Here is a 23,279-nt window from a genome sequence, read left to right as displayed (position 1 = left end):
TGGGGATGGAGACGACCATGGAGAAACGTAAGCTCGGCCGCTCGGGCATCGAGACGGCGCCGCTGACCTTCGGCGGCAACGTGTTCGGCTGGACCGCCGACACCGACACCTCGTGCAAGCTGATCGACGCCTTCCTCGCCGGCGGCTTCGACTTCATCGACACCGCCGACGTCTACTCGCGCTGGGCGCCGGGCAACCAGGGCGGCGAGTCCGAGCTGGCGATCGGCGAGTGGATCCGCCGCGGCGGCGCGCGCTCGAAGGTGAAGATCGCCACCAAGGTCGGCATGAACTTCTCGCCGGAGCGCGGCGGGCTGAAGAAGGACTACGTCATCAAGTCGTGCGAGGATTCGCTGAAGCGGCTCAAGACCGACTACATCGACCTCTACCAGTCGCACCGCGACGACGAGACAGTGCCGCTGCACGAGACGCTGGAGGCCTACGCCGAGCTCATCAAGCAGGGCAAGGTGCGCGCCATCGGCGCCTCGAACTACGGGCCCAAGCGCCTGGCCCTGGCGCTCGAGGTCAGCCGCAAGCAGGGCCTGCCGCGCTACGAGAGCCTGCAGCCGCACTACAACCTGTGCGAACGCAAGCTCTACGAGGGCGAGCTGGAGGATCTCTGCCGCAAGGAGGACCTCGGCGTCATCGGCTACTACTCGCTGGCCAGCGGCTTCCTCACCGGCAAGTACCGCTCCGAGGCCGACGCCGAGGGCAAGCCGCGCGGCGCCGGCGTGAAGAAGTACATGAACGACCGCGGCTTCGGCATCGTCGAGACCCTTCGCGCCGTCGCGAGCGAGACCAAGTCGACGCCGACCCAGGTGGCGCTGGCGTGGCTGATCGCGCGGCCCGGCGTCACCGCGCCGATCGTCAGCGCCACCAGCGTCAAGCAGCTCGAGGAGGTGCTGGGCGCCGCCGACGTGAAGCTCGACGCGGGCCAGATCGCGCGGCTCGACGCCGCCAGCGCGACGTGAGCGGGGACATGGCGCGCCCGCTCGACGGCAAGGTCGCGCTGGTCACCGGCGCGGGCAGGAACATCGGCCGCGCCATCGCGCTGCGGCTGGCGCGTGACGGCGCCGCCATCGTCGTCAACGGCCGCGCCGACCGCGCCGCCGTCGACTCCGTCGTCGCCGAGATCGAGGCCATGGGCGGCTGGGCGGCGGCGGCGATGGGCGACGTGTCGAAGCCCGCCGACGTCGAGGCCATCGTGGCGGCGGCGACCGGGGCGCTGGGCGGCGTCGACATCCTCGTCAGCAACGCCGGCCTGCGGCGGCAGACGAAGTTCCTCGACATGGGCTTCGCGGAGTGGCGCGAGATCCTGTCGGTGGCGCTGGACGGCGCCTTCCTGCTGGCGCGCGCCGTGGCGCCGTCGATGGTCGCGCGCGGCGGCGGCGCCATCATCGCGCTGTCGGGCATCTCCACCCATATCGGCACGCCCAACCGCTGCCACGTCTCGGCGTCCAAATCCGGGCTGGAGGGGTTGATGCGGGCGCTGGCGGTCGAGCTGGCGCCGCACGGCATCCGCTGCAACGCCGTGGCGCCCGGCGCCATCGACACCGTGCGCGGCGCGGCGGCCGGCGGCGCCATGCCGCGCAACCTCGCCGACGACGGCATCCCGTTGAAGCGCAAGGGCACGCCGGAGGAGATCGCCGCCATGGTGGCGCTGCTGGCCGGCCCCGACGGCGCCTACATCACCGGGCAGACGATCCACGTGAACGGCGGGGTGTTCCTGACGTAGACGGCGGTGGCCGCGCGCCGGCCGTCCCGGCGAAGCGGGGCGGGACGGCCCGCGCCTACGTCACCCGCTCCACTTTCGGCGCGGTCCACTTGCCGTCGAGCGCCTCGGCCTTCGGCCAGTAGAGGCGCATCGCCATGAAGAACGGCCCCTTCGGCGCCGGCAGCCAGTTGGCCTCCCTGTCCTTGCCGGGCGATTCGTTCTGGATGTGGAGGGTCAAGCCGCCGTCGGCGTCGCGCTTGAACGACGGCAGCATCGGCGAGTTGAGAAGGTAGCGGTTGATCGGATTCGCGACCAGCAGCTGCGCCGGCATGTCGTACATCGTCAGCGACCAGAACGCGTTCACCGGCGGCAGCTGGCCCGGCGCGAAGCGCAGGGCGTAGCGGTTCGTCGCGGCGTCGAGCTTCGCCCCGGCGGCGTCGACGGCGTAGAGCGGATACATCGCCTCCGCCTTCGAGTTGCCGTAGATCCCGGCGATCGCCGCGGCCATGCGGTAGAGGTAGTTGTTCCGCAGGAAGGCGCGCGTGCCGAACATGTCGCCGGAGGCGACCTTACCGGTGTCGACCTCGGCGCGCTTGAAGTCGTCGTACGTCTTCCACGCGTCGGCGACGCCCTCCTCGATGGCCCGCTTGATCTCCGGCGGCAGCTTGTCGGCGTCGAACACCTTGCCCGCGCCGACGCCGATCCTGGCGAACCGCGCCATCAGCTCCGTCTCCGACGGCACGGTGGGGGCAGAACGTCAGGACGAAGTTCAGGACCTTGAACATCTCCAGCGACGTCTTTTGCGCCGCCGGCGCGTAGGGCCTGATGTAGTCGACCTTGGGCGGGGCCGGCGGCGCGGCCTTGCCGAGGAACGCGCTGAGCGGCCGCATCCGGTAGCCGGCCTGGACCTTCTTGACGGCCTCCATGTCGCCGGGGTTGAAAAGCTGGGTGCGGTAGATGCCCAGCATGAGATCGGTCTCGCACGGGATCACCGCCGTGATCCCCGGCGGCTTCTCGCCCTTCCACCCCGGGCCGGTCACGAGATAGTTGCCGGCGCCGTTGCCGGTGGCGCGGCTACCGATGTACGCGAAGTTGTGCGTGTAGGCGTCGACCAGCTGGATCGAGTAGTACCGTTCCTTCTCGATCTCCGGCACGGTCAGCACGATCGGCTCGGCGCGGATATCGGCGCCGAAGAAGGAATACGGCGTGTCCGAGTTCGGCGTCTGCACCGCGGTGTCGGCCGGCGTGAACAGGCGCGCCAAACTCACCAGCGTGTTGAGGGGCGCCTTGTACTCGGGGTTTCCGGGGAGCAGCCAGAACGCGTAGTTGATGCGGTAGCCGTCGACCATCGGATAGCCGTAGATGTAGGCCTCCTTGGCGATGGCGCGGGCTTCCGCCGCGGTGACGCCCGCCTGGGCGCGCGCCGATCCGATGCCGAACGCCGGCAGCAGCGCCAACGCGCCGGCGACGCCGCGCCGTGTGGTGGTTTTCATGATCCCCAGCCTCCCGCTCCCGGAACGGCGAGATCGCGCGCGATCCGCGCGGCGTCCGTCCGATGTCGACCATCCCGCGGGCGTCCGCCCGCGGCGCCGCCCACAATAGACGGCCAGGTCCGGCGCTTCCAGCCGGACGTCGCGCGCGCGCGAAGGTCGTGGCGGCCCGATCGCGGCCGCGCCGCGGGCGGAAGCGGCGCGGTCGTGGTGGCTTGCCCGGCGCGCCGCGTCGGCGCAGTGATCTTCCCTACGCGAACCCCCGATGGATGGAGCGTGCATGTCCCGGCGCCGCGCCTTGTCGATCCTGCTCGGCCTCGTCGCCGGCGCGGCGGCGGTCGGCGCGGGGACTCTCGCCACGCGCTGGACGCCGGAACTACCGCCCGCCGCGCTGGAGATGAAGTATGCCGGCCCGGCCTCGCGCTTCGTCGAGATCGCGGGCGCGCGCGCGCATGTCCGCGACGAGGGGCCGCGCGACGCGCCGGCGTTGGTGCTGATCCACGGCGCCACGTTGTCGCTGCACGTCTGGGAGCCGTGGGCGGCGCGGCTGCGCGGCTCGATGCGCGTGGTCTCCGTCGACATGCCCGGCCACGGCCTCACCGGCCCGTGGCCGCGCGACGATTACGGGTTGGCCGCCAACGCCGATTTCATCGCCGCGCTGGCCGCCACGCTGAAGCTGGAGCGCTTCGCGCTGGCCGGGCACTCGCTGGGCGGCGCGGCGGCGTGGACCTACGCGGCGCGGCGTCCGCCGGAGCTGACGCATCTCGTCCTCGTCGCCGGCTCGGCCTATCCGCCGGACGCGCCGCCGTCGTTGCGCGCGCGCTGGCTGCGCGCGCCGGTGGTCGGCGAGATCGCCGCCGGGCTGCGCGACGACGCCACGATGATCGCGGCGTTCGGCGGGTTGTACGATCCGTCGTGGCGCGTCGATCCCGCCGCCGCGACGCGCTACGCCGAGCTGCTGCGGCGCGAGGGCAACCGCGGCGCGCAGCTCCGCCGCGCCCGCACGATGCCGCGGCTCGATCCGTCGCCGGTGCGCGAGGTCGCCGTGCCGACCTTGCTGTTGTGGGGCGCCGCCGACCGCTGGGTGCCGCCGCGCGACGGCGAACGCCTGCGCGGCGACATCCCCGGCAGCCGGCTCGTGGTCTATCCGAAGGTCGGCCACATGCCGATGGAGGAGGCCGCCGACGCGACGGCGGCGGAGGTGCGGGCCTTTCTGGGCGGAAGGTAGGGATCGCCTCAAAGCCCTCGCCGCCGAGAAGCCATGGCAACTCAAACACCTCGGGTGGCGACGCCTTCGGCCTCTCCCCCGCTGCGCGGCGGAGAGGGCGTTTGCGCTATGTCTTCGCCTTCTCCGGCGCGGGCTCCGGCTCGGGCGGGAGGACCTCCTGCTTGGGCTGGAGCTTCAGCACGTCCGTCGCGGCGGCGATCTTGACGGCCTGCGGGCTGGGCGGCGGCTGGCGCCATTCCAGCGTGCCGAAGGCGGCGCAGGAATCGCAGATCGACTGCCAGCGGTCATGCGCGCCGCCGCAGTTGCGGCAGCGCCATTGCCGGTCGGCCGGCGCGTCGGCGGCGCGCGCCAGCCAGCGCCGCACCTTCTCGCCGTCGCCGTATTCCTGCTCCTCGAGATCGGCCATCAGGCGGCAGACCCGCGTCGGCGCCTCGGGACGCTCGGCGCCGGCGGCGGCGAGATGGCGGCGCGCCTCGCCCCAAAGCCGCGCCTCGAGGCATTCCCGCGCCTGCGCCAGATGGCTCTCGACCTCGTCGGGATGGTTGGCCGCCAGCCGCGCCAGCGCCTGCACGCGCTTGAGCGGATCCTTGTCGCCCGAGGCGGCGAGGTAGAGCTGCGCCAGATCCGGATGCGGCGTGGTGGCCCACGCCTTCTCGATCGTGCGCGCGGCGCGCCTGGGATCGCCGCGCTTCAGACTGAGCTCGGCGAAGCGGTAGGCGACCGCGAAGCGCTCCGGCGCCAGCGCCAGCGCCGAGCGCGCGTGGTCGAAGGCGTCCTCGTCGACGCCGCCGCGCTCGGCGGCGCGGCTGCGCTCGACCAGCAGCAGCGCGTTCAAGGCGCGGCCGCGCTCGGCGTCGACCACCTTGCGCTTGACCCCGGCCTGCAGGGTCTCCTGCGCCTCGCGCCACTTGCCGGCGCGGGCCTGCATGTCGAACAGCGAGCGCACCACCCACGGCGTGTCGGGCCGCTTCTGGAACGCCTTCTCGGCGTAGGCCAGCGCCTGCGTCGCGTCGCCGTCCTTGAGCGACTGCATCACCAGCCCGCGCAGACCCAGGAAGGCCATGCGCGGATCGTCGAGCATGGCGTTGAAGTGCCTGCGCGCGGCGTCCTTGTCGCCGGCGAGCTGGGCGGCCTGGGCCGACAGCAGCAGGGTCAGCGACGGCTCGTCGACCAGCTTCTCGGCGACCACCGCCAGATGCCTGGCCTCGGCGGCGTCGCCGGCCGCGACCGCGACCATGCCCTCGCTCAGCGCGCGGTAGCCCTTGCGGCGGCGGCTCTCGCCCCAGAAACCGAACAGCGCGCCCGGCGCGCCGGCGAGGCGGCGCCACAGGCCCCACACCAGCACCGCCAGCGCCGCCAGCGCGATGGCGAAGGCGATCAGCACGCCGACGCTGGTGTCCAGCCGCCAGCCGTACCATTCGATCGTCACCTGCCCCGGCCGCTCGGCCAGCGCCACGGCCAGCCCCATCGCCACCAGCAGCAGCGCGAACCATCCCAGCGTGCGCATCAAGGTCATGCGCGCGGTTCCAGGCGGGAATGAAGAAGCCCCTCATCCGCCCTTCGGGCACCTTCTCCCCCGATGACGGGGGAGAAGGAAGGAGAGGCGTCTTCCCTTCTCCCCCTGACGAGGGGGAGAAGGTGCCCCGAAGGGGCGGCTGAGGGGCTTCCTCTCCACCGGACGACGGACGACGGCGAACCCATCACTTCGCCACCCCGGCGCGGGAGAGGAGGCCGACGCCATGGAGGCTGAGCCGGTCGACGCTGCCCTGGGCGGCCAGACGCGCCTCGGCGCGGGCCAGCCAGGCGCGGGCGGGATCGGCCGGCGGACCCTTCAGCGCGCGGATCTCGGCGACCGCCTTGGCGACGTCGCCGGCCGCCAGCGCCGCCTCGGCGCGGGCCACGATGGCCTCCGGCGTCGCGCCCTTGGCGTCGTCGCCGACGCGGCGGATGGTGACGAGCTGGCGCAGCTTGCCGAGAAGACGCTCGCCGAGCGAATCGTCGGCGAGGTCGGCCGCGACGACGCGGCGCGCCACGTCGGGGAACTCGGCGGCCAGCGCGCGGCGGGCGGCGACGCCGGTGGCGGCCAGCGGCGCCAGCTCGGCGATCGCCTTGGCGATCTCCGGATCGTCGGCCGCCAGCGGCCTCAGCAGATCGAGGTCGGTCGCGAACGGCCCCTCGGCCTCGATCGCCTGGCGCATGCGGGCGGCGATGCCGATCACGGCCGCCGCGCGGCCGCCCTCGGCGACGCGTTTGCCCTCGTCGCCGCGGCGCGCGACGTCCTTGCCGAACGCGTCGAGGCGGGAGGCGACCTCCTTCTCGATCGCGGCCAGACGCTCGGCGGCGCGGGCGGCGGCCTCGCGCGCGCCGGACGTGTCCCCACCGCCCCTCGCGATCTGCTCGCGCAGACGGGCCTCGGCCTCGGCGATCTCGCGCGCGACGGCGGCGCGGTCGACGGCGTTGGCCAGCGCGCCGGCGGTCTGCGCGTCGCGCTTCTCCAACCGGTCGAGACGCTCGACCAGCGCCGCGATCTGCCGCTGGGCGTCGGCGACATCGACCGGCGCGGACGTGGTCGCGGGCGCGCCGGAGGTCGACGGCGCGGCCGCGACCGCCGCCGGACGCTCCGCCATGCCTTTGACCGCGGCGGCCGTCGTCTCTTGCTGCGCCTTCAGCGTCGCCAGCTCGGCGCGCAACGCCGCGAGGTCGCGCTGCCCGCGCGCGAGCTCGGCCTGCAGCGGCGCGATGTCGACGGCCGGCTGACGCGCCGGCGTCGCGGTCTGCCGCGCCGCCGCCGCCTCGGCCAGCGCCGCGACGCGCTTCTCCTGGTCGGCGAATCGCGCCTCGATGCGCGCGCGCGCCATCTCGCCCTGGCTCTCGACGGCGCCGGTCCGCGTCTCCAGCTTCGCCAGACGCTCGTCGAGCGGCTTGAGCGCGGCGGCCAGCGCCTCGGGCGACACGGTCGGCGCCGCCGGCTTGGGCGCGTGGCCGAGCAGCGCGCGCACCGCCTCGGGCTGCGCCATGTAGGCCACGCCGGCGCCACCGACGACGACCGCCGCGGCGATCAAGCCGACGATGAAGGTGCCGACCACGCCCATGCCGCGGCGCGGCTGGACCACGGCGGCCGGCCGCGCCTCGCTGGACGCGGGCTTCGGGTCGTCGTCGCGCGACACGTCGACGTCCGTGATCGTGGCGCCTTCGCGTCTCGCCGTCCTGCCGGTGTCGTCGCTCATCGCCGACCCTTTTCCCTGCGTCGCGGCGATCGAGTCGAGCGCCGCCAGAATTCCACCCTGCGTCGGCGTCCGCGCCGCGATCCGCGACCGCCAGGGCGGTCCAGCGGCCGCCGCCAGCGCCGCCGGGCTGATCGCCACCACCACCGAGCCGGCGAGGCCGCCGTCGATTCCGGCCCGTCCGGCCAGACTAACAAACGCGCGCGCCGTGCGCGGCGAAAAAAACGTCACGGCGTCGACCGCGCCATCGGCGATCGCGCGCACCACGTCGTCGGGCAGCGAGTCGGCCAGCCGCGCGTCGTAGAGCGCGGCCTCGACCACCTCGAAGCCGGCGGCGCGCAGCGCGCCCGCGACGTCGCCGGCCCGCGCCGCGCCGCCGACATGCAGCAGCGCGCCCTTGTCCGGCGACAGCGACTCCCGCGCCAGCGCCACCAGCGCGTCCGAATCGCCATCGGCCGACCGGACGTCGGTGAAGCCCAGCCCTCCGGCGATATGGGTGGTGGCGGGCCCCACCGCCAGCACCGGCAGGTCGCGCGCCACGGTCAGCCCGGCCAGCGCGCGGGCGCCGTTGGCGCTGGTCAGCAGCACCGCCTGCGCCGACTTCAGCCGCTCGACGAACCCCGCCGGCGGTTTACGCGACTCGATCCGCAGCATCGGCGCCAGCAGCGCCGTGTGGCCGCGCGCCGCCAGCGTCTCCGCGAAGGCGCGCGCCTCGGCCTCGGGGCGGGTGACGAGGACCAGCATCGCCGCCCCCGCCGCTCAGGTGGCGAAGAAATCCGGCCCGGCGCGGCGGCGCAGCTCCTCGCCGGCGTCGATGCCCATCGCCTCGCCGGTCGGCGCCGGCCCGCGCCGTTCGGTCGCGATCACCTCGCTGCCGTCGGGGCGCGCCACCAGCGCGCGCAGCCACATCGCGCCGCCGCCGTCGAGCAGGGTGGCGTGGCCGGCGATCGGCGTGCGGCAGGAGCCGTCGAGCACGCGCAGCATCGCCATCTCGGCGCGCACGCACATATCGGTCGGAGCGTGGTTGATGGCGGCCAGCAGCGCCAGCGCGCGCGCGTCGCCCGCGCGGCACTCCACGCATACCGCGCCCTGCCCGACCGCCGGCAGCATGTCGCCGGCCGGGATCGCGGCGCCGAGGTCGCGCTTGTCGAGCCGGTTCAGTCCGGCGCGCGCCAGGATCAGCGCCTGCGCCACGCCCTCGTCGAGCTTGCGCAGCCGGGTGTCGACGTTGCCGCGGATCGCGACCACGCGCAGATCGGGGCGCCGGTGCAGCAGCAGCGCCTGGCGGCGCAGCGCCACGGTGGCGACGGTGGCGCCCCGGGGCAGCTCGGCGATGGTGCGCGCGCCGGCGGGCGCGATCAGCGCGTCGCGCGCATCCTCGCGCGGCAGGAAGGCCGCCAGCGTCAGACCGTCGGGCAGGCGCGGCGGCATGTCCTTGCTGCTGTGCACGCCGATATCGACGGTCCCGGCGACGAGCTGGTCCTCGATCTCCTTGGTGAACAGGCCCTTGCCGCCGATCTCCGACAGGCGGCGGTCCTGCACGGCGTCGCCGGTGGTGCGCACGACGACGATCTCGACGGCGCCGGGCGCGGCCAGCGCGGGATGCGCCGCGACCAGCGCGTCGCGCGTCATATGGGCCTGCGCCAGCGCCAGCGGGCTGCCGCGGGTGCCGATCCGGAAGGGGGTGGCGGTCATGGGACGGGTGTAGCGTTCCGCCGCGGGCGGGAAAAGTGGCGATCCGACGCGCCGGCGGATAGAACGCGGGCGTAACGCGCCCGATTCGAGGTGGCATGCTGGTCCTGGGCATCGAGACGAGCTGCGACGAGACGGCGGTGGCGGTGGTCGAGGCCGGCCCCGAGGGGCCCGGCCATATCCGCGCCAACGTCGTGCATTCGCAGATCCGCGAGCACGCGCCGTTCGGCGGCGTGGTGCCCGAGCTGGCGGCGCGCGCCCATCTCGAGCGCCTCGACGGGCTGGTGCGCCGCGCGCTCGACGAGGCCGGAACCGGCTTCGCCGATCTCGATGGCGTCGGCGTCACCGGCGGGCCCGGGCTGATCGGCGGCGTCGTGGTCGGCGTGATGACCGCCAAGGCGATCGCGCTGGCGCACGCCAAACCGTTCGTCGCGGTCAACCATCTGGAGGCGCACGCGCTGACGGCGCGGCTGGTCGAGCCGCTGGATTTCCCCTACCTGCTGCTGCTCGTTTCGGGCGGACACTGCCAGCTTCTGGCGGTCGAGGGCGTCGGCCGCTACGCGCGGCTGGGCACGACCATCGACGACGCCGTCGGCGAGGCGTTCGACAAGACCGCCAAGCTGCTGGGCCTCGGCTTTCCCGGCGGGCCGGCGGTGGAGCGCGCCGCGCGCGGCGGCGATCCCCGGCGTTTCGACCTGCCGCGGCCGATGTGGCGCAAGCCGGGCTGCGATTTCTCGTTCTCCGGATTGAAGACGGCTGTGCGGCTGGCGGCGGCGGGAGTCGCGCCGGACGATCCGCACGCCACCGCCGATCTCTGCGCCAGCTTCCAGCGGGCGGTCGGCGAGACGCTGGTCGACCGCTGCGGCAACGCGCTGGCGATGTTCCGCGCGCGCGTGGCGTGGTCCGACGCCGGCCCGCCGGTGCCGCTGGTGGTCGCCGGCGGCGTGGCCTCGAACGCGCATCTGCGCGCGGCGCTGGGCGCGATGTGCGACGACCGCGGCGCGCGGCTGGTGGCGCCGCCGCCGGCGCTGTGCACCGACAACGCTGCGATGGTGGCGTGGGCGGCCGTCGAGCGGCTGCGGCTCGGCTCGGTCGACGGGCTGGATTTCGCGCCGCGTCCGCGCTGGCCGCTCGACCCTTCGGCGCGCGCGGCGATCGGAAGAAGCGGTGTCGGCGCCGGCGTAAAGGTGTAGATTCCACCGATGACGTCCAACCAGCCGCGCGTCGACCTCGCCCCGCTGTTCGCGACGCCGGTCGCGATCGTCGAGCTGCCCGACGCGGCGGCGCTCAACGCCGCGCTGCGCGCCACGATCCTCGAGCGCGAGAAGGCCGTCCCGTCGACCCAGCACAGCAACCTCGGCGGCTGGCAGTCGAGCTGGGACATGGACAGCTGGGGTGGACCGGCGGCGGCGCGCCTGCTCGACGTGGCGCGCGAGGTGGCCGGACGCACGACCTGCGACCGCCAGGGCCGGCCGGTGGTGGTCCCGTGGCGCGCCAACATCTGGGCCAACGTCAACCGCGCCGGCCACGGCAACGAGTTCCACTGCCATCCCGGCAGCTTCTGGTCCGGCGTCTACTACGTCGAGGACGGCGGCATCGCCGACGATCCGACGCTGGGCGGCGCGTTGGAGTTCATGGACCCGCGCGGGCCGGCGCCGGCGATGTACGCGCCACATCTCGCCTTCGCGGTGCCCGGCGGCCAGTCGATCGGCGCCTGCGAGACCGTGCCGCCGGTGGCCGGACGCATGGTGATGTTCCCCTCGTGGATTCTGCACGCCGTGCGGCCCTATACGGGCGCCGCGGCGCGCATCTCCATCGCCTTCAACCTGAGCCTGCCGGCATGAGCGGCATGTTCTTCCCGTTCCGCGCCGGCGACCGCGTGCCGGACCTGCAGCTGCCGGACGTCGAGGGCAGGCCGCGCAAATTGTTGTGGGCGTTCCAGGGCGAGCCGGTCGCGCTGCTGGCGCTGGCCGACGGCCGCGCCATCGACTCGAGGATGGCCGACATCGTCGCGGCGGCGCGCGGTCTGGGCGCGACCTGCGCGGTGGTGGTCGGCGCCCCGCCGGCGGTGGCCGGCGTCGCGCTGGCCGAGGCGGGCCTCGGCGGCGAGGCGGTGTTCACGCTGTGCGATCCCGACCGCCGCTTCCTGCGGCCGATGCTGGCGCCCGACGCGGCGCAGGGCGCGTCGGCCGCGGCGGTCCACGACCGCCGCGTGATGCTTCTCGACGCCAACCAGCGGCTGGTGGCGCAGTTCGCCGGCATGTCGATGGACGCCATCCGGGCGGGCATGCGCGACGCGGTGGCGCTGGCGCGCGCCGAGCGGCCGGCGGACTCGCTGCACGTCGGCTCGGCCGCGCCCGTGATGATCCTGCCGCGGGTGTTCGAACCGGAGTTCCGCGCCGCGCTGATCGAGCTGTGGCACGCCGGCGAGCGCGGCGACGGCGGCGTCGCCAGCCGCTACGGCAACGTCGTGTCGGCCAGCCGCAAGCAGACCGAGGACCACATCGTCACCGATCCGGCGTTCGTCCGGCAGATCTTCGACCGCCTCGCCTACCGCGTCGGGCCGGAACTGGCCAAGGGGTTCGGCTGGGACCGGCAGTTCGGCTTCGACGCGCCGGTCATCATCTCCTACGCGGCCGAGGCGCGGCATTTCTTCGGCGCCCACCGCGACAACAACACGCCGCAGTCGGCCGACCGCGCCTTCGCCGTCTCGCTCAACCTCAACGAGGGCTTCGAGGGCGGCGAGCTGGTTTTCCCCGAGTACGGCCCGACGCGCTTCCGGCCCGGCGCCGGCGCCGCCGCGATCTTCTCGTGCTCGCTGCTGCACGAGGCGCTGCCGGTGACCTCGGGCCGCCGCTTCGTGCTGACGACGTTCTTCCGCGACCGCGGACCCGCGACGCCGAAGCCCGGCTGAGCGGCCGGATACCATCGACGATGGCCACCTCCGGGACCTTCCAGCGCGTCGGCGTCGTCGGCGCCGGCGCCTGGGGCACGGCGCTGGCGATCACCGCGCACCGCGCCGGCCGCGACACGGTCCTGTGGGCGCGCCGCGGCGAAGTCGCCGACGCGATCGCCAGGACGCGCGTCAACGCCGGCTATCTGCCGGGCCACGTCGTCGACGCCGCGATCGCGGTCACCGCCGATCCCGCCGCGCTGACGGCGTGCGGCGCGGTCCTGCTGGCGTCGCCCGCGCAGGCGACGCGCGCCATCGCCACGCTGCTGGCGCCCAGCCTGCGGCCCGGCGCGCCGGTCGTGGTCTGCGCCAAGGGCATCGAGCGGACCACCGGGCGCGGCGTGGCGGACATAGCGACCGAGGCGTTGCCCGGACATCCCGTGGCGTTGCTGTCGGGCCCGAGCTTCGCCGAGGAGGTCGCCCGCGGCCTGCCGACGGCGGTGACGCTGGCGTGCCGCGACGCGGCGCTGGGCGAAGCGCTGGCGCGGGCGCTGCGCACGGCGACCTTCCGGCCGTACTGGACCGACGACGTCGCGGGGGTGGCGCTGGGCGGCGCGGTCAAGAACGTGCTGGCCATCGCCTGCGGCATCGTCGACGGCAAACGTCTGGGCGACAACGCCCGCGCCGCGCTGATCACCCGCGGTTTCGCGGAGATGGCGCGGCTGGGCGCCGCGCTGGGCGCGCGCCTCGAGACCATGGCGGGACTGGCCGGGCTGGGCGACCTCGTCCTGACCTGCGGCGGGAGGCTGTCGCGCAACCATGCGCTGGGCGTCGCGGTCGGCGCCGGCGCGCGCGCCGCCGACTTCCTCGCCGGCAAGACCAGCGTGGCGGAGGGTTTCCACACCGCGCCGGCGCTGCGCGAGCTGGCGCGCGCGCGGGGCGTCGACATGCCGATCTGTACCGCGGTCGCCGACGTGCTGCATGATGGCGCCGACGTCGACGCGACGATCCGCGCGCTGCTGGCGCGGCCGCTCAAGGGCGAAGGGGAGTGAGATGGCCTTCTGGCTGGTGAAGTCCGAGCCCTCGGTCTACCCGTGGGCCGCGCTGGTCAAGGACAAGCGCACCTTCTGGAGCGGCGTGCGCAACCATCAGGCCGCCGCCAACCTGAAGGCGATGCGCAAGGGCGATCTGGCGTTCTTCTACCATTCCAACGAGGGGCTGGAGATCGTCGGCATCGCGCGGGTGGTGAAGGAGTACTATCCCGACCACACCGACGAGAGCGGCAAGTTCGGCATGGTCGACATCGAACCCGTGAAGCCGCTCAAGACCCCCGTGACGCTGGCGGCGATCAAGGCCGAGCCGAAGCTGAAGGAGCTGGCGCTTGTGCGCCAGTCGCGCCTGTCGGTGGTGCCGGTGAGCGACGCGCACTGGGCGCTGATGCTGAAGATGGGCGGCACCACGGCGTGACGCCGGCCGTCTCGACGGCCGTCGCGCTGGCGGCCGCCAACCGCCGCGGCATCGTCTACATGGCGCTGGCGATGGCGGCGTTCATCGTCAACGACTCGCTGATCAAGCTGGCCAGCGAGTCGATGCCGGCGGCCCAGGCGATCGCGGTGCGCGGGCTGTTCGCAACCGCGTTCGTGATGGCGGTGGTGCTGGCCGGCGGCCACGGCCGCGCGCTGCGCCATCTCGCCGAACCCAACGTCGCCGCGCGCGCCCTGTTCGACACCATCGGCACGTTCTCGTACCTCTTCGCGCTGTTCCATCTTCCGCTGGCCAACGCCACCGCCATCAACATGGCGGCGCCGCTGGTGATCTGCGCGCTGGCGGCGCTGGTGCTGGGCGAGAGCGTGGGCTGGCGCCGCTGGAGCGCGGTCGGCGCGGGCTTCGTCGGCGTGCTGCTGGTGGTGCGGCCGCTGCCCGGCGCGTTCGACGGCTGGGCGCTGCTGTGCCTCGGCGCCACCTTCCTGCTGGCGTTGCGCGACATCTTCACCCGCCGCATCGCGGCCGCCATCCCCTCGATCGTCGTCACCCTGTCGACGGCGGTGATGGTGACGGCCGTCGGTTGCGTCTGGGCCACGGTCGAAGGCTGGCGGCCGATGACGATCGGCCAGATCACCCTGCTGGCCGCCGCCTCGGTGTTCCTCGCCGGCGGCTACTACGGCGTGACGGTGGCGATGCGCGCCGGCGAGCTGTCGGTGACGGGGTCGTTCCGCTACACCGGCCTGCTGGCCGCGCTGGCGATCGACCTCGTCGTCTGGCGGCACGTGCCGGACGGGCCGGCGCTGGCCGGCAGCGCCCTGCTCGTCGGCGCGGGCCTCTACATCCTGCACCGGGAACGCGTCCGCGCGCGGGCGGCCGGCGGTTGACGGCGCGGCGTTGCCCTCGCCACCCGCTGGTGGGGCAGCGCTATCGCCTATGCCGCATTCTCTTCCCTTCTCCCCCGATGACAGGGAAGAAGGGAAGACACGTCGCAGATCGCCGCGCCTAGAATGGCTGTGGAACGGCCTCCGCGCCGAACGCACGCGCAGCGCCGCTCAGGCCGTGCCCGATTGCCACCGCAGCGCGGCGTGGAGCTTGGCGACGACGATCTTCCAGACGCCGTCGGGATCGTCGCGGGTCAGATGGTCGAACGGCGTCCAGCGCACGTCGCGGACCTCGCCCTCCTGCGCCGTCAGCTTCTGCGTCGAGTCGGCGACGAACAGGTAGCGGAAGTCGAAATGGTAGTGGCGTTTCTCGCCGCGCTTGTCGTTGGCGGGGATCCAGTGCGGATCGATGTCGAGCGGCAGCGACGGATCGCCGGCCCAGTCGCTGGGCGTGAACCGCGTCAAGCCGGTCTCCTCCCAGATCTCGCGCGCGGCGCCGTCCTTCGGCGTCTCGCCGGGATCGACGTGGCCGCCGGGCTGGAACCAGCGGTCGAGCGCGCGGTGGTGGATCAGCAGCATCACGCCGCGCTTCGGATCGACGACGAACCCGCTGCCGGTGACGTGGCCGGACATCGAGCCGCGCTCGAACAGCGCGTCGGGCTGCGCCATGCGGTCGAGCAGCGGCGTCAGACGCGCCTTCTCGGCCGGAAACCGCGCGAGATAGCGCTGGATGATCCCCGGAATCCGCGCCGCGGGATCGCGCGGCGACGTCTCCGTCACGCCGCGACCGGCGCCGGGCGGCTGTAGACGTCCTTGGCCGTCAGCCTACCGTCGCGGAACGTGTAGCGCTCGACGCCGACGAAGGCGAACGCCTTGCCGGTCGCCTTGTCGGTGCCGCTCATGCGGTAGGTCATGAACGTCGCCTCGGGCGCGTGGTGGAACACCACGTCGCCGAAGCGCATGTCCGACACGGTCTCGCGACGCTCCTCGAAGAACGCCGCGATCTTGTCGCGGCTGTCGAGCGTGCGCACGGCGTCGCCCGCGGGCACCGTCCAGACGAAGTCCGGCGCCACCACCTCGTACATCGCGTCGAGGTCCTGGCGGAAGAAGGCGCGGCCGAAGGCCTTGAAGATCGCGTCGCGCTCGGCGGCGGTCGGAGTCATGCGTGCCTCCCTCAGCTCGCGGCGAAGGCGAGGTAGTCGCGCGCCACCTCCTCGACCGCCACGTCGTAGATGCGTTTGCCGTGCGCCGCCGTCGACAGGTTCGGATTCGAGCCGATGCGGCCGTCCGGGAAGTTGCGACGGTAGTCCTCGGCGTCGGCGAACGAGCCGTTCGGCGCCACCTCCGGCGACATCGGCACCTTGCGCTCCTTGTCGGGGAACATGTGGAAGGTCAGCGACACCTCGCTGGGCGTGGCGTGGCTGCCCTCGGACGCGCCGTAGAGCTCGCGCGACAGCGCCTTGACGCCGGAGCCCTCCCACCAGTTGCGCAGCCTGCATTTCACCGACGGCGCGTTCGACCCGCGCGTCAGCGAGCGCTCGGCGTATATCTCGGAGAACGCCGCGGTCACCGTGGCGATGTTGCCGCCATGGCCGTTGACGAAGAAGAAGCGCGTGAAGCCATGTCGCACCAGCGACTCGACGGTGTCGCGCACGACCGCGATCAGGGTCGAGGGCCGCAGGGTCATCGAGCCGGGGAAGTCGAGGTGATGCTGCGCCATGCCGACGGAGATGGTCGGCGCCACCAGCGCGCCGGCCTTGTCGCCGGCGCCCTGGGCGATGAACTCCGCCGTCAGCGCGTCGGTGCCGATCAGGCCGTTGGGCCCGTGCTGCTCGGTCGAGCCGATCGGAATGATGATCGCCGTCGACGTCTTGAGATAGGTCTCCACCTCCGGCCAGGTCGCCAGCTGCAATCTCATCGCCCACATCCTCGTGAATTCGCTCGACGCGGACCATGGACGGACGGCGCCGTGCTCCGCAAGGGCGTTCGACCGCAATTCCCATCGCACATGAGAATTCGTTCCTATCCGATTGAAACAGGATTCCTTTCGGTGGTTGTGGCGGCGACTCCGGAGTTGAAGTGAAATCTGCGATCGATTTCGCAACGCCATATATTCGCCATCGAACCTACGTAACTCTGGCGTCGCGACGGCGTTCATGTGCTTATCACATGCATGTTTCCTCGGTCCGGCGGAGGGGTGTCCGGCGGATCGACGAGGCCGGGGACTCAGAGACCATGACCGACGTACCGAACTCCACCTCGCGCAGCGAAGTGATGCCGGAGCCGTCCTTGGGCGCGCGGGTCATCGACGAACTGCGCTACCAGGGCCAGCGTTTCACGCGGCGGTTCCAGCATTCGCCACGCCACTATGTCGAGCTGGTGGGCTTCGTCGCCATGATCGGCGCCTGCGTCGCGTTGATGCTGCAGATCCGCTGACGCGGCGCGGCGCTCAGCCGCGGTAGTTCCTCTCCCACACCGGCACCAGTTCGGGCACGCGGTCGACGGCAGCGGCCGCCGCGTGGATTTTCGGCGTGTTCGCCTCGAACCAGCCGCGCTTGGGCGTCCAGCGCGTCATCACCTCGAGATAGATATCCAGCGCCGAGAAGCGCGCGCCGAGGAACCACGGCGCGCCGACGGCGGTCTCGACCTGCCGCCACAACGTGTCGCGATAGGCCGACACGCGCTCCGTCAGCTCCTTCACTCCGGTCGGATCGGCGACGAAGCGGTCGGGCACATCGATGTAGGTGAAGGTCGGGTAGACGTTGGCGACGAGGAACACGAGCCAGCGCAGGAAGGCGGGCCGCGCCGGATCGCCGGGCGACGGCACCAGCGCGCGTCCGGCCGGCGCCGAATCGGCGAGGAACAGCGTGATCGCCGCGCTCTCCGTCATGATCGAGCCGTCCGGCAGCACGAGGGTCGGTACCTGCGCGAGCGGATTGACGTCCACCAGACGGCCGCGCGCCTCGGGCTGCTTGAACAGGTTGCCGACGTCCACGAACTCGAACGGCGTGCCGTACCAGGCGAACTGGGCCTCGATCAGGACCGAACCCCAGCCGCGGTGTCCGTAGAGCGTGAACATGGCCGGACCTCCGAGGGCGTTCAGGCGTGGGCGGGGCGCGCCGCCGGCCGCTCGACGATCGCCCAGTGCATCGCCGCGGCGATGAACGCCAGCGCCGCGCTGCTCCACCACACCAGCGAGTACGAGCCGGTGCGGTCGTACAGCGCGCCCGCCAGCCAGGCGCCGAAGAAGCCGCCGAGCTGATGGCTGAAAAACACGATGCCGTAGAGCGTCGACATGAAGGCGGGGCCGAAGAACGTCGCCACCAGCCCGCCGGTCAGCGGCACGGTCGCCAGCCAGGTCACACCCATGCCGAGCGCGAAGACGGAGACGCTGAACGCCGACGGCGGCATGAGCAGGAAGGCCACCATGCTGACGCCGCGGATCGCGTAGAGCGCGGCCAGGATCGCGCGCTTCTCGAAGCGGCCCGCCAGCCACCCGGCGGCGAAATTGCCGGCGATGTTGGCCAGTCCGATGATCATCAGCGCGACGGCGCCAAGCGACGCCGGCAGGCGGAGGTCGACGAGATAGGCCGGCAGATGCGTCGTGATCGAGGCGAGCTGGAAACCGCAGACGAAGAAGCCGATCGTCAACAGCACGTAGCTCGGGGTTGAAAACGCCTCCCGCAACGCTTCGCGAAGCGTCTGTGACGGTTGGGCGCCGTCAGCATTGTCGCCCCTCACCCCGGCGATCCCGGCGGTCAGCGGCAGCATGATCGCCGACAATGCAGCGCACACCGCCATCGCCAAGCGCCAGTCGAGGCCAGCGATCAACGCATGAGTCAGGGGAATCGCCAAGAACTGGCCGATGGCGCCGCCGAATCCGACCCAAGCGAGCATTGTTACTCGGGATTCCGGCGGCGCCGCCTTGCCGACGGCGCTCATCACGACGCTGAAGCTAACGCCACCAAGACCGATGCCGAGCAGGATGCTACCACCGATATAGAGTGCGGGCCCATCGGCAAGGGCCATCAGGACCAGACCTCCCACGTAGAGCAGTGCGCAGGTCGCCGCGACCCGGGCCGAGCCGTAGAGATCGGCCAGAACACCGGCCGGGAGGGCGCCGATACCCCAAAGGATATTCTGCAACGCCACGCCGAAGCCGAACATCTCACGCGACATGCCGAGATCGACGGTCATGCGCGGCAGGAACAGGCCGAACGCCTGCCGCAGGCCCATGCCGATCAGCAGGACGCAGGCGGCGCTGAAGACGACGATCGCCAGCGGGCGGGCGCGTGTCATGGCGGTCTCGCGGGCGGAGCGCCGGTCGCGGCGCGCCGGCCTCAGGGGTTGTTGAGCAGATGGATCAGGCTCGAGGTGTCCCAGCGCTTGCCGCCGCGCAGCTGCACGGTGCCGTAGAACTGGTCGACCAGCGCCGTCAGCGGCAGGCGCGCGCCGTTGCGCTTGGCCTCGTCGAGGCAGATGCCGAGATCCTTGCGCATCCAGTCGACGGCGAAGCCGTAGTCGAACTTGCCGGCGACCATGTTCTGCCAGCGGTTCTCCATCTGCCAGCTCTGGGCGGCGCCCTTCGAGATGGCGCCCATCGCCTTCTCCATGTCGAGCCCGGCGCGCATGCCCAGCGCCACCGCCTCGGAGAGGCCCTGCACGATGCCGGCGATGCAGATCTGGTTCATCATCTTGGTGAGCTGGCCGGCGCCCGGCGGCCCGATCAGCGTCACCGCCTTGGCGAAGGCGTCGACCACCGGCTTGGCCTTGTCGAACGCCGCCTGGTCGCCGCCGCACATCACCGTGAGCTGGCCGTTCTCGGCGCCGGCCTGGCCGCCCGACACCGGCGCGTCGATGAACGCGATCCCGCTCTTGGCGGCCAGCGCGTGCAGCTCGCGCGCGACGTCGGCCGAGGCGGTGGTGTTGTCGACGACGATGGCGCCGGACTTCATGCCGGCCAGCGCGCCGTCGGCGCCCAGCATGACGCCGCGCAGGTCGTCGTCGTTGCCGACGCAGCAGAACACGATGTCCTTGCCGGCGGCGGCCTCGCGCGGCGTGCGCTTGGCGTCGCCCTTGTGCTGCGCCGTCCACTTCTCCGCCTTGGCGAAGGTGCGGTTGTAGACGGTGACCGTGTGCCCCTTGGCCGCGAGGTGCCCGGCCATCGGATAGCCCATCACGCCAAGTCCGAGAAACGCGACGTTCGCCATGTCCATCTCCTGCGCCGTTCCGGCCCGATCCGCGAAGCGCCGCACCCTAGAGGATTTCCCGCCGCGATGGAATCGCGCGGCCGCCGGCCCGCCCGCGCCATTGCGCGGATGGCGGAACAACGGTTTTGCCGCCGCGTCGCGCCGTCACCCGCGCGTCGCCAGCAGCAGACCGACGGCGGCGAGGCCGGCGAGCAGTGGCGGCAGCGCAAGCGGCCAGACGCGGCGGTAGGCGGCGCTCTCGCCGCCGGCCAGCGCCAGCAGCGCCACGCCCATCGACACGCGGATCGGCGACAGCATGGTGAGGTTGGCGGTGACGCCGTTCTGCACCGCCGCCATCCAGGCGCGGTCGAGCCGCGCCTCGCCGGCCAGCGCGGTCTGCATCGGCATCAGCATGGCGTTGGAGGCCGCGCCGCTGCCGGTGAGGAAGCCGCCCAGCGCGGCGAAGAACGGCGCGCCGAACGCCGCCGAATCGCCCGCAGCGCGATGCAGCGCGTCGGCGATCGCCGCCGCCATGCCGCCGGCGACGTAGTAGGCGGCCATGACGACGAACAGCAGCGTCACCACCGACGGCCGCCACGCCGCGGCGGCCGTGGCGCGCAGCACCGGCGCCGGCGCGGCGCGGGCGGCGACCAGCGTCGCGACGCCGACGGCCACCAGCCAGAAGCCCGGCGCGTAGAACGGCGCGAAGGCCGGCTGGCCGTCGAGCGGCCGCCATGCCGCCAGCGTCTTCAGCGCCGCCTGCAACGGCGCGACGATGCGCGTCGCCAGCAACGCCAGCGTCAGCGCGATGTACGGCGCCGCCCCCAGCGCCGCCGAGGCGATCCTGGCGCCGTCCGGCCGGGCGTCGCGCCACCAGCGCAGCGCCACCAGCGCGCCCAGCGGCGCGGCACCCGCGATCTCGACATCGACGATGGCGTGGGCAGCCCACACGCCGGCCACCGCCGACGCCGTCCACGCGAGGTCGTCGAGGCGGCGGCGCCAGTCCAGCGGCGATCCGGCCTGCGCGCAATACCGCCAGAACAGCAGCAGGTAGCCAAGATGGATCGGCGCCTGGAGCAGCGCGCAGCGCAGCCCGAGATCGGTCGGCGTGATCCCCGCCAGCAATCCCCCGACGGTGGTGCCGACCGCCAGCGCGCCCCACGGCACGAAGCTCTGGCTGTAGAGCGCGAAGGTCAGCGCCGGCAATCCGCCCAACCCGAGCCGAGCGATCGCCGCCAGCGCCACGATGGTGCCGACGCCGAATCCGGTGACCGACTCCGCGAACGGCCCGAGCAGAAAGGCGATGAAGTAGAGCTGGCGGTGGGTGTCGGCCGGCGTCGGCGTCGCGCCCGCCGCGTCGGCAATCCGCGCCCGGCTCTGGACGCAGCGGTGGAAGAACACGCCGCCGACCACGATGGCGACGACCTGCCACGCCAGCCAGGCGCCGACCGCGCCGTGATGCGCGAGGAAACCGCCCAGCGCCGCGCCGGCCGGCGGCGACAGGACGATGGCGGCGACGGTGGCGGCGAGTCCGGCGGCGCCCGCCACCAGCGCGCCGACGCGGCCGCTGGCGAGCAGCGCGATGACGATCAGCAGCGGCGTGGCGGCGAGGATCGGCGGCATCGGACGGAACGGCGCTCCACGGGCGTCGGCGGCGCGCCGACGCGGCAGGCCACGCTTCTAGCCGGCCGCGCGGACGTGATGGTTCGGCGGCCGTCGAAGCGTGGCGCACCGCGATAGCCCGCTGCGGGGGGATCGCGAAGCGCGGATTTGTCCCGGTACAATCCGGCCGCCGCCGCGCTACTGCGCTAGCGCGCCGCTCCAGCCGCCGCCCAGCGCCTTGTAGAGATCGACCAGCGCGCCAGCCTGCGCCAGCTCGGCGAGCACCACCGCGTCCTCGCTCTGAAGCACGGCCCGCTGCGTCACGAGCACGGTCAGGAAGTCGACCGAGCCGGCACGGTAGCGCAGCTCGGCCAGACGGTAGGCGTCGCGCGCGTGGGCGCGGGCCTCGCGCTCGAACACGAGCTGCTGACGGAACTGTTCGACGCCGCTCAGCGCGTTGTCGACGTCGCGGAACGCCGAGAGGATGGCGTTGTGGTAGCTCTGGACCAGCTCCTCGTAGCGCGCCTGGCTCAGCTTCTCCTGCCCCTTCAGCCGGCCGCCCTCGAAGATCGGCGCCACCAGGCCGGCGGCGAGCGCGTAGAGGAAGCCGCTGGGGTTGAACAGGTTGGACAGGGCCGCGCTGCTCGAGCCGGCGTCGGCGGTCAGCTGGATGCGCGGGAAGCGCGCCGCGCGCGCCTGCGCGATGTCGAAATTCGCCGCCCGCAGGTCGGCCTCGGCACGCCGGATGTCGGGGCGGCGCTGCAGCAGCTCGGACGGGATTCCGGACACCACCGGCGGCGGGCGCAGGGTCGACAGGTCGCGGCCGTCGGCGGTGAAGCCCTGCGGCGCGCGGCCGAGCAGCAGCGCCAGCGCCGCCAGCGTCTCGCGCTCGGCCTGCACCAGCGCCGGGATCGAGGCGCGCTGCGAGGCGACCGAGGCCCGCTGCTGCGCCACCTCGAGGTCGGACGTCGTGCCGATGCGCCGCTGCTCCTCGAGCAGCTGGAGCAGCCGCGTCGCGGCCGCCAGCGAGGCGGTCGCGAACCGCGTGCGGTCGCGCAGCGCCAGAAGCTGGAAGTAGGTCGCGGCGACGCCGGCGTTGACGGTCAGCGCCACGGTCTCGCGGTCGTAGCGGCTGGCCTCGACGCGCGTGCGCGCCGCGCCGGCCGCCGCGGCGTTGGCGCCGAACAGGTCGATCTGGTAGCCGGCCGTCAGGCCGACGCCGTAGGTCGTGGTCGCGGCCCGGCCGCGCGAGGTCGACTGCGAGACGCGCGACACCGAAGCGTCGGCACCCAGCGTCGGCAGCAGCGCGGCGCCGGCGATCTTCGCCTGCGCCTCGGCCTGGGCGACACGCGCCACGGCGGCGCGCAGATCGCGGTTGCCGGCGACGGCCTCGCCCTGGAGCCGGTCGAGCTCGGCGCTGCCGAAGCCGCGCCACCACGCCGGATCGGGCCATTCGCCGGCGCCCGCGGCGCCCCACTGCCAGCGCTCCGGCGTGTCGACCTTCCCGGCCTTGTAGGCGGGACCCAGCAGCGAGCAGCCGCCGACCAGGACGGCCGACGCGGCTGATGCGAGGAAACGGGCGCGGCGCATGTCAGGATTCAACATGTGACGTGGAGGAAGGGAAGGCGGACGCGACGACGGGGCGGCTTGAAATCGTGTGGAGGCGGACAGCATACGCTCCCGCGTCATCCTCCCTCTCCGCCCGCTTGCGGGGGGAGAGGGTCGGGGTGAGGTGGGTCGCCGTCGAGTCGTCGATGCCCGGTATCGACGCACGTCGCGTTTCGATCACCGCCACGACCGACACCACGACCACCTCACCCTCCCGCGCCTTCGGCGCGGGCCCCGCCCTCTCCCCCACTCCGTGGCGGAGAGGGAATAGGCGTC

At 72.9% G+C, this 23,279-nt stretch carries 20 protein-coding genes and 2 pseudogenes; 10 read left to right on the top strand and 12 right to left on the bottom strand.

Going from position 1 to position 23,279, the window contains the following annotated elements; translation table 11 throughout:
- The first annotated feature begins 17 nt into the window (after positions 1–17).
- Together IPK81_14275 and IPK81_14270 are read left to right on the top strand one after the other, a co-directional pair.
- Entirely contained in the window at positions 18–968 is a 951-nt protein-coding gene (locus IPK81_14275; GenBank protein QQS10797.1) for an aldo/keto reductase, read from the top strand.
- Between the two features lie 8 nt (positions 969–976).
- Complete coding sequence (locus IPK81_14270) at positions 977–1,732, top strand: SDR family oxidoreductase (protein ID QQS10796.1); 756 nt, start codon at positions 977–979, stop codon at positions 1,730–1,732.
- A 55-nt stretch (positions 1,733–1,787) separates the two neighbouring features.
- On the opposite strand, the pseudogene IPK81_14265 reads toward IPK81_14270, so the two are convergent.
- Positions 1,788–3,204: pseudogene (locus IPK81_14265) on the bottom strand (DUF1254 domain-containing protein).
- A 277-nt stretch (positions 3,205–3,481) separates the two neighbouring features.
- Between IPK81_14265 and IPK81_14260 the strand changes: the two are divergent.
- Positions 3,482–4,429, top strand: coding sequence for an alpha/beta hydrolase (locus IPK81_14260; GenBank protein QQS10795.1), 948 nt, complete (start codon positions 3,482–3,484; stop codon positions 4,427–4,429).
- 106 nt (positions 4,430–4,535) lie between these two features.
- Here the strand turns inward: IPK81_14260 and IPK81_14255 are convergent, their stop codons facing one another.
- The 3 genes from IPK81_14255 to hemC form a co-directional block, all read right to left on the bottom strand.
- Entirely contained in the window at positions 4,536–5,945 is a 1,410-nt protein-coding gene (locus tag IPK81_14255) for a tetratricopeptide repeat protein (GenBank protein ID QQS10794.1), read from the bottom strand.
- Positions 5,946–6,129: 184 nt separating this feature from the next.
- Entirely contained in the window at positions 6,130–8,397 is a 2,268-nt protein-coding gene (locus IPK81_14250) for a uroporphyrinogen-III synthase (GenBank protein QQS10793.1), read from the bottom strand.
- A 15-nt stretch (positions 8,398–8,412) separates the two neighbouring features.
- Positions 8,413–9,348, bottom strand: a complete 936-nt coding sequence (gene hemC / locus IPK81_14245) for a hydroxymethylbilane synthase (protein ID QQS10792.1) — start codon at positions 9,346–9,348, stop codon at positions 8,413–8,415.
- Between the two features lie 95 nt (positions 9,349–9,443).
- Here hemC and tsaD point away from each other — a divergent pair, with 95 nt between their 5' ends.
- From tsaD to IPK81_14215, 6 genes are read left to right on the top strand one after another with little or no spacing between them, the layout of a single operon-like run.
- Positions 9,444–10,538 carry a tRNA (adenosine(37)-N6)-threonylcarbamoyltransferase complex transferase subunit TsaD gene (gene tsaD / locus IPK81_14240; protein QQS10791.1) on the top strand — a complete coding sequence of 365 codons (1,095 nt, stop codon included), beginning with the start codon at positions 9,444–9,446 and terminating at the stop codon, positions 10,536–10,538.
- Positions 10,539–10,547: 9 nt separating this feature from the next.
- Entirely contained in the window at positions 10,548–11,189 is a 642-nt protein-coding gene (locus tag IPK81_14235) for a 2OG-Fe(II) oxygenase (protein ID QQS10790.1), read from the top strand.
- Positions 11,186–12,259: a 2OG-Fe(II) oxygenase gene (locus IPK81_14230; GenBank protein QQS10789.1), complete on the top strand. Its 1,074-nt coding sequence runs from the start codon at positions 11,186–11,188 to the stop codon at positions 12,257–12,259. The genes IPK81_14235 and IPK81_14230 overlap by 4 nt, the downstream gene beginning before the upstream one ends.
- A 20-nt stretch (positions 12,260–12,279) precedes the next feature.
- Positions 12,280–13,290 (top strand): NAD(P)-dependent glycerol-3-phosphate dehydrogenase, encoded by a 1,011-nt coding sequence (locus IPK81_14225; protein ID QQS10788.1) that lies wholly within the window; start codon positions 12,280–12,282, stop codon positions 13,288–13,290.
- A gap of 1 nt (position 13,291) precedes the next feature.
- Positions 13,292–13,705, top strand: coding sequence for an EVE domain-containing protein (locus IPK81_14220; protein QQS10787.1), 414 nt, complete (start codon positions 13,292–13,294; stop codon positions 13,703–13,705).
- On the top strand, positions 13,702–14,607 hold the full coding sequence (locus IPK81_14215) for a DMT family transporter (GenBank protein QQS10786.1): 906 nt from the start codon (positions 13,702–13,704) through the stop codon (positions 14,605–14,607). The genes IPK81_14220 and IPK81_14215 overlap by 4 nt, the downstream gene beginning before the upstream one ends.
- A 168-nt stretch (positions 14,608–14,775) precedes the next feature.
- Here the strand turns inward: IPK81_14215 and IPK81_14210 are convergent, their stop codons facing one another.
- From IPK81_14210 to IPK81_14200, 3 genes are read right to left on the bottom strand one after another with little or no spacing between them, the layout of a single operon-like run.
- Positions 14,776–15,384 carry an NUDIX hydrolase gene (locus IPK81_14210; GenBank protein QQS10785.1) on the bottom strand — a complete coding sequence of 203 codons (609 nt, stop codon included), beginning with the start codon at positions 15,382–15,384 and terminating at the stop codon, positions 14,776–14,778.
- A complete protein-coding gene (locus IPK81_14205; protein QQS10784.1) occupies positions 15,381–15,767 on the bottom strand; it encodes a nuclear transport factor 2 family protein in 387 nt (128 codons plus the stop codon). Before IPK81_14205 ends, IPK81_14210 begins: the two co-directional genes overlap by 4 nt.
- An 11-nt stretch (positions 15,768–15,778) precedes the next feature.
- Positions 15,779–16,522 (bottom strand): creatininase family protein, encoded by a 744-nt coding sequence (locus tag IPK81_14200; GenBank protein ID QQS10783.1) that lies wholly within the window; start codon positions 16,520–16,522, stop codon positions 15,779–15,781.
- A 317-nt stretch (positions 16,523–16,839) separates the two neighbouring features.
- Between IPK81_14200 and IPK81_14195 the strand changes: the two genes are divergently transcribed.
- Entirely contained in the window at positions 16,840–17,040 is a 201-nt protein-coding gene (locus tag IPK81_14195) for a hypothetical protein (protein ID QQS10782.1), read from the top strand.
- A gap of 13 nt (positions 17,041–17,053) precedes the next feature.
- On the opposite strand, the gene IPK81_14190 is transcribed toward IPK81_14195, so the two are convergent.
- The 5 genes and pseudogenes from IPK81_14190 to IPK81_14170 form a co-directional block, all read right to left on the bottom strand.
- Positions 17,054–17,683 carry a glutathione S-transferase gene (locus IPK81_14190; protein ID QQS10781.1) on the bottom strand — a complete coding sequence of 210 codons (630 nt, stop codon included), beginning with the start codon at positions 17,681–17,683 and terminating at the stop codon, positions 17,054–17,056.
- A 20-nt stretch (positions 17,684–17,703) separates the two neighbouring features.
- Positions 17,704–18,903: an MFS transporter gene (locus IPK81_14185; protein QQS10780.1), complete on the bottom strand. Its 1,200-nt coding sequence runs from the start codon at positions 18,901–18,903 to the stop codon at positions 17,704–17,706.
- A 41-nt stretch (positions 18,904–18,944) separates the two neighbouring features.
- Positions 18,945–19,808 (bottom strand): annotated as a pseudogene (locus IPK81_14180) (NAD(P)-dependent oxidoreductase).
- Between the two features lie 150 nt (positions 19,809–19,958).
- The gene (locus tag IPK81_14175) at positions 19,959–21,416 is read right to left on the bottom strand and encodes an L-lactate permease (GenBank protein ID QQS10779.1); all 1,458 of its coding nucleotides are present in this window, start codon (positions 21,414–21,416) and stop codon (positions 19,959–19,961) included.
- Positions 21,417–21,593: 177 nt separating this feature from the next.
- Complete coding sequence (locus IPK81_14170; protein QQS10778.1) at positions 21,594–22,985, bottom strand: efflux transporter outer membrane subunit; 1,392 nt, start codon at positions 22,983–22,985, stop codon at positions 21,594–21,596.
- Positions 22,986–23,279: the final 294 nt, after the last annotated feature.

The organism is Rhodospirillales bacterium (assembly GCA_016699855.1).
Classification (GTDB): domain Bacteria; phylum Pseudomonadota; class Alphaproteobacteria; order Reyranellales; family Reyranellaceae.
Note: the sequence above shows the minus strand (reverse complement) of the source record. Positions and strands in the feature narration are given on the sequence as shown.